This is a genomic window from Sphingomonas qilianensis (assembly GCF_039614825.1).
Lineage (GTDB): Bacteria > Pseudomonadota > Alphaproteobacteria > Sphingomonadales > Sphingomonadaceae > Sphingomonas > Sphingomonas qilianensis.
In genome coordinates this window covers 183,944-198,144 of record NZ_JBDIMF010000007.1, presented here as the reverse complement: position 1 = coordinate 198,144, position 14,201 = coordinate 183,944, and the positions used below count along the sequence as shown (strand labels likewise).

The following is a 14,201-nucleotide window of genomic DNA, read 5'->3' as shown; positions in this document are numbered from 1 at the left end:
GAAATGCGGCCGGTGATCCGGGTTGTGCGCCGTTGGAGCACGTTATACTGAAACCTGAACCAGGTTTCAACTTAGGGTTGAGGGGAGCAGCGAAAAAATGTCCGGAGCAGGCGATAGGCCGACACCACCGCCAGGCGAGCGCCACGACGCCACCGGCGCAGGCAAGGCGCCGCGCACCGAGCGCGGCCGCCGCACGATGCGCTCGATCCTCGATGCAGCGGCGCTGGAATTCGGCGAGCGCGGCTTTCATGATGCCTCGATCAGCGGCATCACCCGCCGCGCCGGGGTCGCGCTGGGAAGTTTCTACACCTATTTCGATTCGAAGGACGCGGTGTTTCGTGCGCTGGTGCGCGACATGTCGGATCAGGTGCGCGATCATGTCGCCCCCGGTATCCGCGCCGCGCGCGATCAGTTGGCCGCCGAACATGCCGGCTTGCGCGATTTCATCGGCTTCGTGCGCGGGCATAAGGAATTGTACCGCATCATCGATGAAGCGGAATTCGTCGATCCGGACAGTTTCCGCCTGCATTATGCCACCACGGCGGAGCGCATCGCGGAACGGCTCAAGGCGGGCGCGGCGCGCGGCGAAATCCGCGCCGATGTGTCGGAAATTCACGCCTGGGCGCTGATGGGGATCAATGTTTTCCTGGGGCTGCGCTACGGCGTGTGGGCCGAGGATATCGCCGCCGAGACGATCGCGGATACGGTCGCCGATATGCTCGTCAACGGCATCGGGCCGGTTTAGCCCCGCGCAACCTGTCTTGACTCCAGGTGTCGATCGGCGGCATTGGAACATAACAGGAACATGTTATGCGCGAGTCGCCCATTGCCATCGCCGCTCTGCGGCAGCGTATCTCCCAGGTTGAGGGGCTGCGCCAGACGGAAACGTCCGGCGTCATCCCACTCGGCCATAGCGGAATCGATGCGCGGCTCGGCGGCGGGCTGGAACGCGCGCGGCTGCACGAAATCTTCGCCGACACGGAAGATGCCAGCAGCGCGGGCGGCTTCGCCTCGATGATCGTGCGCCGCGCGGCACGCGCGGGATCGCCCGTCATGTGGTTGCGGCAGGAGGAAGTGCAACGCGCCGGCGGCATGTTGCACATGCCCGGGCTGATCGAACTTGGCATCGGTTCCGTCGATCTGGTGGTGGGCGTCTTGCCCGATCCGCTGAGCCTGCTGCGCGTTGCCGCGGACGTGGCGCGCTGCGCCGAGGTCGGCGTGGTGGTGATCGAACTGTGGAAGAATCCACGACCCTTGGATCTGACCGCGACCCGGCGGCTGGCGGTGGCGACCGAGGCGTCGGGCGTCACCGCCTTGCTGCTGCGCGTCGGCGCCGAACAGGGGCCAAGCGCCGCGGCGACGCGCTGGGCGATCCGCGCGCTGCCGGCGCTGCCGCTGGAGGCCAATGCGCCGGGCTTTCCGGCGCTGGATATCGAATTGGTGCGTCAGCGCGGTGGCAGGACCGGCGGACGATGGAGTGTGGAATGGGATCGTGACCAGGCAATCTTCCGTGAACAAGGGCACGTCGCGACCGGCCTCCCCCCGGACGCGCCGCTACCTGGGCTTGTGGTTCCCGCTGCTGCCGGCGGAACGGCGCGCGCGTGACGGCACGGCGCCGGTGGACGCGCCTTATGCGTTGATCGAAAAGATCCGCGGCGCCATGCGCCTCGCCGCGTTCGATGCGCGCGCGCAAGCGCTGGGCATCACGGTCGACATGACGCTGGCCGACGCGCGCGCCCGCGTGCCCGAGCTGGTCGCGCTCGATCACGATCCGGTCGCCGATCATCTGCTGCTCGAGCGCATTGCCGATGGCTGCGATCGCTACACGCCGTTGGTGGCGATCGATCCGCCCGATGGCCTGACACTCGACATTACCGGCTGCGCGCATCTGTTCGCTTCGGAGCAGGCGCTGGCCGACGATCTCGTCGCGCGCCTTGCCGCTTATGGCCTGCAGGCGCGCCACGCGCTGGCCGCCACGCCCGAGGCGGCGCAGGCGCTGGCGCGGTTCCAGACCATGCCCGCGGCGGACGAACAAGGCGCGATCCGGCGGCTGGGGGTTGTCGCGCTGCGGCTCGACGATGCCACCGAACTCGCGCTGCGCCGCGCCGGATTGAAGACCATCGGCGATCTCGCCGGCCGCCCGACCGGCCCGCTCGCCGCGCGCTTCGGCGCTGCGATGACCGATGCGCTCGCCCGATTGCTGGGCAAATCGGACAGCCGCATCGTCGCCCGCCGTGTCGCCCCCGCCTTGATGGTCGAGCGCCGCCTGGCCGAGCCGATCGCGCGCACCGACTTTGCGCTGCAGATCCTTGGCGAACTCACCGCCGAGGCCGCGCAGGACATGGAGGAGCGCCATCTCGGCGGCCGCCGCTTCGCCGCGCGCTTCTTCCGCAGCGATGGGCTGGCGATCGATCTCGCGGTGGAAACCAGCCTGCCGGTGCGCGATCCCAAGGTGGTGATGCGCCTGTTCGACGAACGGCTGGATACGCTCGCCGATCCGATCGATCCGGGCTTCGGCTTCGATCTGATCCGCCTGGCCGTGCCGACGCTGGCGCCACTGGCGCCAACGCAATTGCTGCTCGAGGGCGGCGCGGTGGCCGAGGGCGAGCTTGCCGCATTGATCGATCGCCTCAGCACGCGGATGGGCCGCGGCCGCTTCCGCCGCCTCTCCCCACGCGACACGCATATTCCCGAACAGGCCGTGCTCACCTTGCCGGCGATCGATGCCACCGGCCCGGCAAACTGGCCCGAACCCGAAACCGGCGAACCACCGCTGCGTCCGCTGCACATGTTCGATCCGCCGCAACCGATCCAGGTCACCGCGCAAGTTCCTGATGGCCCGCCGCGCCAGTTCCGCTGGCGCCGTTCCTTGCACGATGTGCTGCGTTTCGAAGGCCCGGAGCGCATCGCCGCCGAATGGTGGCACGAGGCCGGCGCCAAGCTGACGCGCGATTATTACCGCATCGAGGACACGCGCGGCCGCCGCTTCTGGGTGTTCCGCCACGGCCTGTACGAAAGCGAACGGCGCGATCCGGGCTGGTATATGCACGGGCTGTTCGCGTGAGCACGGCGGGGTTTGCGGAGCTGGTGGCGGCCAGCAATTACTCGTTTCTGCGCGGGGCGAGTCACGGTTCGGACATGCTCGATCGTGCGTGGCGGCTGGGCATGAACGCGATCGGCATTGCCGACCGCAATACGGTGGCCGGCGTGGTGCGCGCCTGGTCAGCGCTGAAGAACGCGCCCGACAAGAATCGCGTCGCCATGCTCGCCGCGAAGAAAGCCGCCGGCGACAAAGAGGAACTGACGCCGGAGGAATGGGCCGGCTGCAAGGTCGATCTGCGGCTGGTGGTCGGCGCGCGCTTGGTGTTCGCCGACGGCACGCCGGACATCGTCGCCTATCCCGCCACGCGCTATGGCTGGGGCCGCCTCACCCGCCTGCTAACGCGCGGCAATCTGCGTGCGGTAAAGGGCGATTGCATCCTGAATTTCGACGATCTGATCGATTATTGCCAGGATTTGCTGCTCATCGTGCTGCCGGGATCGACCGCGCAAGACCAAGAAGCACACCGTCATCCAGCGACCTACCAATTCGACGATAGCGCCGATCCGCCAAAACCATTGCTGCGCCTCGTGCCTAAACCCGACGCGGATATCGTCACGACGCTCAAACGCCTGTCCCGCGCCGCGCCTGACAGTGTCTGGCTCGGCGCGGCGATGCCGCATCACGGGCGCGACAGCCGCGCGCTCGTTCGCCTTCAACGCATGGCGCGCCAGGCCGGCGTGCCGCTGCTCGCCACCAACGATGTGCTGTACGCCACGCCCGCGCAACGCCCGTTGCACGACGTGCTCACCTGCATCCGCGAGGGCACGACGATCGCCGCGGCAGGCAAGCGGCTGGAGACCAATGCCGAGCGGTATCTCAAAACACCCGAGGAGATGGCACGGCTATTTCGCGATCATCCCGATGCGATCGCACAGACGCAGGTTCTTCTATCGCGCATCAGCTTCGATCTGAAACAACTGCGCTACGAATATCCTCACGAACCCGTGCCAGAGGGCTGGGACGCGCAGACCTGGCTCGAGCATATCGCCTGGCAGGCGGCGATCGAGCGCTATCCCAATTACATGCCGCCCAAGGTGATCGCCACGCTCAGCGAGGAATTCACGCTGATCAACGCCCGCGGTTACGCTTACTATTTTCTCACCGTGCACGATCTGGTGGCCTTCGCGCGCGCGCAGAATCCCCCGATCCTGTGCCAGGGGCGCGGCTCGGCAGCCAATTCGGCGGTCTGCTTCCTGCTCGGCGTCACCTCGATCGATCCGATGCAACACGATCTGCTCTTCTCACGCTTCGTCTCCGAAGAGCGCGACGAGCCGCCCGATATCGATGTCGATTTCGAGCACGAGCGGCGCGAGGAGGTGATGCAATATATCTACCGGCGCTATGGCCGGCACCGCGCCGGCATCGCGGCGACAGTCGCGCATTATCGCTCGCGCAGTACGGTGCGCGAAGTCGCCAAGGCGCTGGGGCTGAGCGACGATATTCCCGAACGGATGGCCAGCACCGTCTGGGGCAGCCATTCCGGCGATATGGAAGAGCGGCGCATCGCCGAGGCGGGCTTTGACATCGCCAATCCCGAGATCGCCCGGCTGCGTTTCATCATGCAGCAGATTCTCGAAGCGCCGTTCCCGCGCCATCTCTCGCAGCATGTCGGCGGGTTCGTGTTGACCGAAAACCGCCTCGACGAAACCGTGCCGCTGCATCACGCGGCGATGGCCGACCGCACGTTTATCGAATGGGACAAGGACGATATCGATGCGCTCGGCCTGATGAAGGTCGATATCCTGGCGCTGGGCATGCTGACCTGTATCCAGAAAAGCTTCACGCTGATGCGCCAGCATGGCCTTGGCGACCACGATCTGGAGGTCGATCTCGATACCGACGATGCGGCGGTTTATGACATGCTGGGCAAGGGCGACAGTATCGGCGTGTTCCAGGTCGAAAGCCGCGCGCAGATGAACATGCTGCCGCGATTAAAGCCCCGGAATCTCTACGATCTGACGGTTCAGGTGGCGATCGTTCGCCCCGGGCCGATCCAGGGTGACATGGTGCATCCCTATCTTCGCCGGCGAAGCGGCATCGAGAACGTGGAATATCCCTCACCCAATCCGAGATTCGGCCCGCCCGATGAACTGCAGGACTTGCTCGGCAAGACCTTTGGCGTGCCGCTGTTCCAGGAACAGGCGATGAAGCTGGCGATCGTCGCCGCTGCGTTCACGCCGTCCGAAGCCAATCAGCTGCGCCGCGCGATGGCCACGTTCCGCAATGTCGGCGGCATGCACAATTTTCGCAAAAAGCTGGTCGAGGGCATGGTTGGCCGTGGCTATCAGCGCGATTTTGCCGAGCGCTGCTACAAGCAGATCGAGGGGTTCGGCAGTTACGGCTTTCCCGAAAGCCATGCCTTGTCCTTCGCGCGGCTGGTTTATGTCTCGTCGTGGATCAAATGCCATCACCCCGCCGTTTTCGCCTGCGCCTTGCTCAATGCACAGCCGATGGGCTTTTATGCCCCGGCGCAGATCGTCCGCGACGCGCGCGAGCATCAGGTCGACGTGCGCGGTATCGATGTAAACGCCAGCGGTTGGGACAATCATCTTGAGCCCGGCGCAGACGGGCTGGCGCTGCGACTTGGCGTTCGGCAGATCACCGGATTCAAGCAGAGTTGGGCGACCACGCTCGCCGCGGCACGATTGGACGCGCCGTATGACACGATCGAATCCGTCGCCCGCCGCGCCGCGCTCCCGCAACGCGCGCTGCGCTTGCTCGCCGATGCCGATGCGTTTCGCTCGATCGCGCTCGATCGCCGCGCGGCCTTGTGGGAAGTGCGTCGCACGCCCGATGCCGCCTTGCCTTTGTTCGCCGCAGCCAGCGCGCGCGAACTCGGCGAGGAAACCGATATGAGCCTGCCGGCCATGTCGGATGCCGAGCATGTCGTCGCCGATTATCAGATGACGCGGCTGTCGCTGAAGAACCACCCGATGCATTTCCTGCGCGACGTGCTGGATGCGGAGGGCGTATCGAGCTGCGCCGCAACGTCCGCCGCGCGCCATGGCCAGCGCGTGCGCACCGCGGGGATCGTGCTGGTCCGCCAGCGCCCCGGCAACGGCAAGGCGATCTTCGTCACGATCGAGGACGAGACCGGCGTCACCAATATCGTGTTGTGGGAGCGCCAATTCGAACGCTTCCGCCGCGAAGTGATGTCGGCGCGGTTGATGCTGGTCGAGGGCGAAGTGCAAAAGGCCGGTCCGCGCGATGGCAATGTCGTCCATCTGATGGCGACGCGCGTGATCGATCGCACCGATATGCTCGATCATCTGTCGCAGAGCGAGCGCAAGACACTGCATTTGATGCCGTGCGACGAATTCGAAAGCGGACAGCCCTCGCGTTATCCCGGTAGACTCGAACAGCGCAGCGGCCACGACACGCCCCGCCACGGCCATCCCCGCGATGCACGCATCATCCCCAAATCACGCGACTTCCACTGATCAGGCCAGCAAGGCCCGCAGCTTGAGCACCGTGTTCCAGTTGCGCGCCGTCGCCAGCTTGGGGAATTTAAGCTTGGCCATGGCCTGGGGCAGCTTGGACTCGCCGATATTGTCGGCGTAATCGACATACAGTTCACGCCCGATTGCCGCCATTCGCTCCGGACCTTGATAGAGTTCGGGAACCCGCGCGATCAGGCCGTCGGGCACGGGGTCGCGGTGGAAGGCGACGACATAGTGGCTGGGATGATCGGTCGCGGCATCGGGAAACGGATTGGCTGTGAGGATGCCCTCGATATCAGCCTGATTGCGCACCAAGACGTCGGTGGTCAGCCCTAACGTCGTCAATGCCTGCTCCAGCCCAGCCTCGATCACCGCGCCATCGCTTTCGTCGCAACTGAAAACGACATTGCCCGACGCGAGCAGCGTCTTCACCGCCGTGTAGCCAAGGCTCTCGATCAGCATCTTGAGGTCCGCCATCGGAAGCTTGCGGTTGCCACCGACATTGACCCCCTTCAGCAAAGCCGCCCAGCGCATCACCCGTATTCGCGTGTCAGCGGCCGCGCCAGCAACGCGCCGACCACGTCCTGCACATCGGCCCCGCCCAGCAGCGCGCACACCGCATCGCACACCGGCATGTCGATCCCCGCCGCCAACGCCGCCTCGCGCAGCACCGGCGCGGTGAACGCGCCTTCCGCCACGGTGCGACGATCGGCGAGCAATTCGGTTGCGGCACGCCCTTCGCCCAGGCCGACGCCCAGCGAGAAATTGCGCGAATTGGTCGATGAACAGGTCAGCACCAGATCGCCAAGCCCGGACAGGCCGGCAAGCGTCGCCGCACGCGCGCCCCGCGCCAGTCCAAAACGCGTCATTTCGGCAAAGCCGCGCGCGATCAGCGCGGCGCGCGCATTCTGGCCCAGCCCGGCGCCCTCGACCACGCCGCAGGCGATGGCGAGCACGTTCTTCACCGCGCCGCCAATCTCAGCGCCAATGACGTCATTCGAGGCATAGGTGCGAAACGCCGGCCCCGCGAGCCGCTCGGCCAGCCGCGCGCCCAATGCTTCGTCCTCGCAGGCCAGCGTCACTGCGGTCGGCTGCCCGGCGGCGACCTCGTGCGCGAAGGTCGGGCCGGACAGCACCGCGATCGGCGCGTTCGGGTGCACGGCATGCGCGACTTCGCCGACGAGCAATTGCGTCCCTGCTTCGATCCCCTTGGCGCACAGCACGAGCGGCATGGTGCCGCTGCCGAACGCCGACAGCACCGCGCGAACATGCTGCGCCGGCGCCACGACGAGCAACGCCTCGCAATGCCTGAGTTCACCAAGATCGCCGGTCGCGCGGATCGTTTCGGGAAGCGGCACGGCGGACAAAAACACAGAATTGACGTGCGTCTCGTTGATCGCCGCCACCACCTCGGGCTCGCGCGCCCATAGCACCACCTCGCGCTCGCCGCGCGCCGCGACCTGCGCTAAGGCGGTGCCCCACGCGCCGCCACCGATAACCCCGATCTTCACGCCTTCACCCCCGCGCCGCGCACCGCTTCCGCGTCTGGATCAAGCGGCCAGCGCGGGCGCGCGGCAATATCCAGCGGGTCGGTGAGGCCCGCGGCAAAGCGTTCCGCGCCGGCCCAGCCGATCATCGCCGCGTTGTCGGTGCACAACCAAAGCGGCGGCGCGACGAAGCGCAGCCCGTATTGCGTCGCCAGCCCTTCGAGCGCGGCGCGCACCGCCTGATTGGCGGCGACCCCACCCGCCACGACCAGGGCCGTCGCGTCACCCGCGCGGTCCAGCGCCCGCGCCGTGCGATCGAGCAGGCAATCGACCACCGCCTGCTGGAACGAGGCCGCAATATCCTCCGCGCTCCATTGCCCGGTATCGACGGCGCGAGACACCGCACTCTTGAGGCCCGCAAACGAGAAATGCGGTTCGGCCGATCCTTTCAGCGGGCGCGGCAGCGGCACCGCATATGGATTGCCGGCTAGCGCGGCCTGCTCCACCGCCGGACCGCCAGGGAAGCCCAGGCCAAGCAACTTGGCGGTCTTGTCGAACGCCTCGCCGGCGGCATCGTCGATCGTGGTGGCCAGCCGGCGATAGGCGCCGACGCCCTCGACCAGCAGCAACTGGCAATGCCCGCCTGAAACGAGCAGCAGCAGAAAGGGAAAGGCCAGAGCCGGATCGGTCAGCCGCGGCGACAGCGCATGGCCTTCGAGATGATTGACCGCGATCAGCGGCTTGCCCGCGGCGTGCGCCAGCGCCTTGCCCGTGACCAGCCCGACCATGACGCCGCCGATCAGCCCCGGCCCGGCCGTGGCGGCAATCGCATCGACCGCGCCCAAGCTGACGCCGGCATCGCTCAGCGCGCCCTCGATCAACGGCATCAGCGCCTCGACATGCGCGCGTGCGGCGATCTCGGGTACCACGCCGCCGAACGGCCGATGCGCGGCTTCCTGGCCGGCAAGGCGGTGCGCCAGGATCTGGCGATCGCCGGTAATCAGCGCCGCCGCGGTTTCGTCGCAGGAGGATTCGAGTCCGAGAATGAGCATGATCAACGCTCTACCCGTTCGCCCCCTGCTTGTCGAAGGGCCGTGCTTCTTCTAGCCATGGCCGAGGGGAGGGCAGCATCGCGCAAGCCCACAACGGAGTTTTCGTCGTGCAGCCATTCCGTCTCGGCACCCGCGGATCGCCGCTTGCGCTGGCCCAGGCCAGCATGGTGCGTGCCGCTCTCTATGCCGCGCATGGCTGGTCCGACGGCGCGGTCGAAATCGTGCCGATCCGCACCACGGGGGACCGCGTGCAGGATCGCGCGCTGGCCGACATCGGCGGCAAGGCGTTGTGGACCAAGGAATTGGATCGCGCGCTGCTGGAAGGCGAGATCGATTGCGCGGTGCATTCGATGAAGGATGTCGAGACGCTGCGGCCGGCGGCGATCGCGATCGTGGCGATGCTGCCGCGCGCCGATGTGCGCGATCGGCTGATCGGCGCCGAAACACTGGCTGATATCCGCGCGAACGGCGTGGTCGGCAGCAGCTCGCCGCGCCGTGCGGCGCAGGTGCGGCGCGCGCGGCCGGACCTCGAGATCGTGCTGTTCCGCGGCAATGTCGATACCCGGCTGGCCAAATTGGCGGCGGGCGAGGTGGATGCCACATTGCTCGCGGCGGCGGGGCTCGAGCGGCTCGGGCGGCACGATATCGGCAGCGCGATCCCGATCGAGACGATGCTGCCCGCGCCGGCGCAGGGCGCGGTAGGGATCGAGACGCGCGCCGACGATGCGCGTGCGATGGCCCTGATCGGTGCCATTGACCACCTCGAGACGCGCACCTGCGTGCTCGCGGAACGCGCCCTGCTCGCCGCGCTGCAAGCCGATTGCCACTCGCCGGTCGCCGCCTGGGCGAGCCTGTCGAATGAGACGTTGACGTTGCGGGCGGAATTGCTGGCCGAGGATGGCAGCGATCATGTGGCAAGCGTTATCACCGGCCCGGTCGGCGATACCACGCTGCCAGCGCGATTGGCGCATGACCTGCTCGAGCGTGCCAATCCGGCGATCCTCGCGCTGTTTGCTGGATGAGAATACTGACGGTGTTGCGGCCCGAACCGGGCAACGCCGCTACCACCGCGCGCATTGTCGCGCTGGGTTGCCAGGCACTTTCGCTGCCGCTGTTCGCCGTCCGCCCGCTCGCTTGGACACCACCGAATCCCGCTGCGCATGACGCACTGTTGCTGACCAGCGCCAATACGCTGCGCCACGGCGGCGCGGCACTTACCACGCTTCGTGCACTCCCCGTGCTGGCGGTCGGGCAGGCGACCGCGGCCGCAGCGCGCGCCGCCGGGTTTCGCGTTCTGCTCACCGGCGACACTGGCGTGGCCCCGCTGCTTCAGCATGCTGCGACACATCAGATCGCCCGCGTGCTGCATCTCGGGGGGCGCGAACGTACGCGCACCGACAGCGCGCTCCTCACCGCCACAATCGCCGTTTATGCCAGCGAGACGCTGCCGATCCTGCCCACGCAGCGCGCGCAACTGGAGGGCAGCGTCGCGCTGCTTCATTCGGCGCGCGCGGCGCGGCGGCTAGCCGAGTTGATTACGGACCGGGCACGCCTTCGTATCGCTGCGCTCAGCCCGGCGGTGCGCGATGCCGCCGGGTCGGGCTGGGACGCGGCCATTGTGGCGCGCGCGCCCGACGACGCTGCGCTGATTGCCGCCGCGATCACGCTGGCCGATTGACCGCCCCGTCGCACGCGCGGATAAGACCGGCATGAACGATTTCACGGCACCCCAGCCAGCCCCTTCCCGGTCGCGATATCGCAGTATGGCGATCGCCGCCACGCTGGCCTTCATCGCTGGCCTGGTGGCGATGGGGCTGCTGCTACACTATCAATCGCGCTGGGTCGGTCTTTCCGCCAATGCGCCGGTCGTTGCCAAGGGTCAGGTGCCGGTCGTCGTGGTGCCGGCGAGCGGCACGCCGCCCACGCCCGCGCCGATGATCGATCTCAACGCCTTGTCATCACGCGAAACGGAACTGGCCGCCCGCCTGGGCGAGCTGGAACAACGCACCGCGCGCATCGGCAGCGCGGCGCAGGCCGCCTCCGGTTACGCCATACGATCGGAAAACATGCTGGTCGCGTTCGCCGCGCGCCGCGCGCTCGATCGCGGCCTAGGGCTTGGTTACGTCGAGGATCAGTTGCGCAGCCGTTTTGCTGCCACGCAACCGCGCGCCGTCGCCGCGATCCTGCAGGCGGCGCGCGAACCGGTCACGGTGGCCGAACTGCGCGCCGGGCTCGATGGTATTGCGCCTGAACTGGTGACTGGCCAGGCCAGCAACGGCTGGCTGGGCAGCCTGCGCCGCGAACTGAGCAATCTGATCGTCATCCACCGCGCCGACACCCCCTCGCCGCTGCCGATTGATCGCCTCACGCGCGCCCGGCAGATGCTCGAAGTCGGCAAGGTCGAAGCCGCGCTGGCCGAAGTCGCGCGCATGCCGGGAGCGCCGCAAGCGGTGCGCTGGACCACCGCGGCGCGGCGCTACATTGGTGCTCGGCAAGCGCTCGACACGATCGAGGCGGCGGCGATCACCGGCCAGGCCAACCCCACCGATATCCCAGGCACGATGCCGCCCGCCGCCTGATGTCGCGCTAAGACGCTAAGAAGATTGTTCGCGAGCCGCGAAGGACGCAGACAAAGCGATTACGTTTTCGCGTCGTTGCGCGAAAATCTACTTCAGCCGCTCGATCAGCGCCATCGCGCCCGCCGGGGCGCGCACCTTGGCGCCGTTGATGAAGAACACGAAGGTATCGCGACCGGTCTTGGTCGGCTCGCTTGCCTCGACATATGGCAATCCGTCTGGCGCCCCGCCCGCTGCCCAGAGCTGCGCGGCCTCAGCCCACCGATCGAGTTGCGTGTCGTTATAGCCGGTGCCGACCTCCTCCGCTGCGCTTTCCAGCCGCGCATAGACAAGATCGCCGGTAACGTCGGCGATCGCCGGGTACTCGGCCGAATCGGCGTACACGATCGCCACGCCAGCCGCTCGGCACAGCGCGACGAATTCGGGCACGGCAAAGCTTTCGTGCCGCACGTGAATGGCATGGCGCAGCGCGATGCCATCCTGCTTGCCGGGCAGCAATTTCAGAAACGCGCCGAAATCATCCGCGTCGAACGTCTTCGTTGCCATGAACTGCCACAGGATCGGGCCGAGTTTGTCGCCCAACTCGACAATGCCCTGTCCCAGGAAGCGCTCGATCGATTCGCCGGCTTCTGCCAGCACCTTGCGATTGGTGGTATACCGCGACGCCTTCAGCGCGAAGACGAAGCCATCGGGGGCGGTCTTGGCCCAGGTGGCGAAAGTCGCCGGTTTCTGCGTGCTGTAATACGTGCCGTTGACCTCGATCGCGGTCATCGCATGGGAAGCGAACTCCAGCTCCTTTTTGTGCGGCAATCCTTCGGGAAAGAACACCCCGCGCCACGGTTCATAGGTCCAGCCGCCGATGCCGACGCGAATCGGATGTTTGCTCATGCGATCAGCTTAGCGCGCGCATCCGGGAGCGTCGCGGGGGTTCGTAGCGCAGCCGGTGCGTTACTATCCACGACCCGTCGCATGCCGCGCAATATCACCGACCGGCACGTCGTGCAGGGTGCGGAACCGCGCCTCGATCAGGCTGAACACGCCAAAGCCGAGCAGGCCGACCGCGATCACGATGTCCGCCGGGCTGGTCAGCCAGGAAAGCGCCTGCGCCATGCCACCCGCCTGGCTCGCCTGTTCATTGAACCCGGCTTTGAGCAACAGATAGCCGCTGATCATGAACACCACGCCGCGCGCGGCATATCCGGCGCGGCCGCTCCACCGCGCCCATGCCTGACGCGCGATCCGCGGCTCGAGGTAGCGCAGAAAGCTTCCCTTCGCCGCCTTGACCAACTGCACCAATCCCACGGCGATCAGCACCACCCCGCCGAGCATCACGATGATGCCGCCTCCGGGCAACTCGAGCGCCGCCTGCGTGCCCGTCTGCGTGCCATCACCAGCCGACCCCAGCCCGCGGATCAGGCGCACCGCCTGCCAAGCAAGCACTAGATGCACCACACCACTCACAGCGGCGCCCAGTCGCTCCATCATGCCTTTGCGATCAGTGCCGTGGCGTTCGATATCGAACGCCGCGTCGGCCAGCCGCCAGATGCCATACGCGCACAGCCCGACCGCCATGACGACGAGCAGCACCCGGCCCGCCCCATCCCCGACATATTGCAGCGCACCGCTCGCATCTTCGGCGCGGCCGGCGCGAATGACGAGAAAGGCGATGACGAGATAGAGGAGTCCGCGCGTGGCGAATCCGATGCGGGTAAGCGTGGTCAGCCGTGCGTTGGCGTTCATGATCATATCCCCTTGGCCGCCAGCAACGACCTCCGGGCCAATTCCGTTCCCATCGACAGCTCGATCTGGCCCATCGGCATGTCGCCCGGACAAAGAAAACGCCGCTCCGGCGCTCTCGCCCTGTCGCCCTGTCGCCTGCGGGAACTCTAGGCCTTGTTGACAAAAGACTTCAGCCAAACTGCACAATCGATAATCGGGACCTCGCTGCGACCTTCGGCCACGCCTTACGACAGCCTTGCGACGTGCGGATCAACGCTGCCGAGCCTCCATAACGACGAGGTCGAAGCGGTTGTCTGAAAGAAATTCCACCGCTCCTCGAAAAACGTCTCCGGATCGGCCGAGAGCGCGTCCTTTAAACCTTGGCGGCGACGCCGAGCCAGACCATCGACCAGCTCGCACAAAATCGAGGTCAACAGGCCGGGATCGCCATCAATGACCTCGCCGGCCTGCTGCGCTGTGACCATCCGCGCCAGAACCGGCGCACGCGCCGTGGCTTCCCAGTCGCCAAAGCGCAAACTTAGCGTTTCGTTGTGAATGGATTCGCCGATCAGCAGACGCCCGAACAGTATCGATTCCTGCTCCAGCGAGGCGTTGAACAACGTCCTGGTCGTCTCCCTCAGCTCATCCAACGCGGACAGCCCATAACGGCAAGCGGCGTCGATAGTGGCGGTCAGTTGCCCGATATAATGGTCGACCACCGCGATCAGCAACGCCTCCTTGTTGGGAAAGCGGCGATAGATGGTGAGCTTCGAAACCCCGACCGCGGCCGCGATCTGATCCATGCCCGCGGCGGCATAGCCCTG

At 66.7% G+C, this 14,201-nt stretch carries 13 protein-coding genes; 7 read left to right on the top strand and 6 right to left on the bottom strand.

Annotated elements, in window-relative coordinates; translation table 11 throughout:
* Positions 1-97: 97 nt before the first annotated feature.
* The 4 genes from ABC969_RS15515 (at position 98) to ABC969_RS15500 (ending at position 6,543) form a co-directional block, all read left to right on the top strand.
* Positions 98-745, top strand: a complete 648-nt coding sequence (locus ABC969_RS15515) for a TetR/AcrR family transcriptional regulator (RefSeq protein ID WP_345866052.1) — start codon at positions 98-100, stop codon at positions 743-745.
* A 65-nt stretch (positions 746-810) separates the two neighbouring features.
* Positions 811-1,605 carry an ImuA family protein gene (locus tag ABC969_RS15510; protein WP_345866051.1) on the top strand — a complete coding sequence of 265 codons (795 nt, stop codon included), beginning with the start codon at positions 811-813 and terminating at the stop codon, positions 1,603-1,605.
* A gap of 55 nt (positions 1,606-1,660) precedes the next feature.
* Positions 1,661-3,064 (top strand): Y-family DNA polymerase, encoded by a 1,404-nt coding sequence (locus ABC969_RS15505; protein WP_345866096.1) that lies wholly within the window; start codon positions 1,661-1,663, stop codon positions 3,062-3,064.
* Complete coding sequence (locus ABC969_RS15500) at positions 3,061-6,543, top strand: error-prone DNA polymerase (protein ID WP_345866050.1); 3,483 nt, start codon at positions 3,061-3,063, stop codon at positions 6,541-6,543. Before ABC969_RS15505 ends, ABC969_RS15500 begins: the two co-directional genes overlap by 4 nt.
* Here the strand turns inward: ABC969_RS15500 and ABC969_RS15495 are convergent, their stop codons facing one another.
* The 3 genes from ABC969_RS15495 to tsaD are packed head-to-tail and all read right to left on the bottom strand — an operon-like array spanning position 6,544 to position 9,085.
* Positions 6,544-7,077, bottom strand: a complete 534-nt coding sequence (locus tag ABC969_RS15495) for a DUF1697 domain-containing protein (RefSeq protein ID WP_345866095.1) — start codon at positions 7,075-7,077, stop codon at positions 6,544-6,546.
* Positions 7,077-8,054 carry an NAD(P)H-dependent glycerol-3-phosphate dehydrogenase gene (locus ABC969_RS15490; protein WP_345866049.1) on the bottom strand — a complete coding sequence of 326 codons (978 nt, stop codon included), beginning with the start codon at positions 8,052-8,054 and terminating at the stop codon, positions 7,077-7,079. The genes ABC969_RS15495 and ABC969_RS15490 overlap by 1 nt, the downstream gene beginning before the upstream one ends.
* Entirely contained in the window at positions 8,051-9,085 is a 1,035-nt protein-coding gene (tsaD, locus tag ABC969_RS15485; RefSeq protein ID WP_345866094.1) for a tRNA (adenosine(37)-N6)-threonylcarbamoyltransferase complex transferase subunit TsaD, read from the bottom strand. Before tsaD ends, ABC969_RS15490 begins: the two co-directional genes overlap by 4 nt.
* Positions 9,086-9,189: 104 nt before the next feature.
* On the opposite strand from tsaD, the gene hemC reads away from it, so the two are divergent.
* The 3 genes from hemC to ABC969_RS15470 all read left to right on the top strand — a co-directional run bounded on the left by hemC (position 9,190) and on the right by ABC969_RS15470 (position 11,661).
* On the top strand, positions 9,190-10,104 hold the full coding sequence (gene hemC, locus ABC969_RS15480) for a hydroxymethylbilane synthase (RefSeq protein ID WP_345866048.1): 915 nt from the start codon (positions 9,190-9,192) through the stop codon (positions 10,102-10,104).
* Positions 10,101-10,760 carry a uroporphyrinogen-III synthase gene (locus ABC969_RS15475; protein WP_345866047.1) on the top strand — a complete coding sequence of 220 codons (660 nt, stop codon included), beginning with the start codon at positions 10,101-10,103 and terminating at the stop codon, positions 10,758-10,760. Before hemC ends, ABC969_RS15475 begins: the two co-directional genes overlap by 4 nt.
* 85 nt (positions 10,761-10,845) lie before the next feature.
* A complete protein-coding gene (locus tag ABC969_RS15470; RefSeq protein ID WP_345866046.1) occupies positions 10,846-11,661 on the top strand; it encodes a hypothetical protein in 816 nt (271 codons plus the stop codon).
* Positions 11,662-11,748: 87 nt separating this feature from the next.
* Here the strand turns inward: ABC969_RS15470 and ABC969_RS15465 are convergent, their stop codons facing one another.
* From ABC969_RS15465 to ABC969_RS15455, 3 genes are all read right to left on the bottom strand, one after another.
* Entirely contained in the window at positions 11,749-12,546 is a 798-nt protein-coding gene (locus ABC969_RS15465; RefSeq protein WP_345866045.1) for a DUF72 domain-containing protein, read from the bottom strand.
* Between the two features lie 63 nt (positions 12,547-12,609).
* Complete coding sequence (locus tag ABC969_RS15460; RefSeq protein ID WP_345866044.1) at positions 12,610-13,398, bottom strand: DUF1206 domain-containing protein; 789 nt, start codon at positions 13,396-13,398, stop codon at positions 12,610-12,612.
* A gap of 224 nt (positions 13,399-13,622) precedes the next feature.
* Positions 13,623-14,180, bottom strand: coding sequence for a TetR/AcrR family transcriptional regulator (locus tag ABC969_RS15455; protein ID WP_345866043.1), 558 nt, complete (start codon positions 14,178-14,180; stop codon positions 13,623-13,625).
* Positions 14,181-14,201 lie beyond the last annotated feature (21 nt).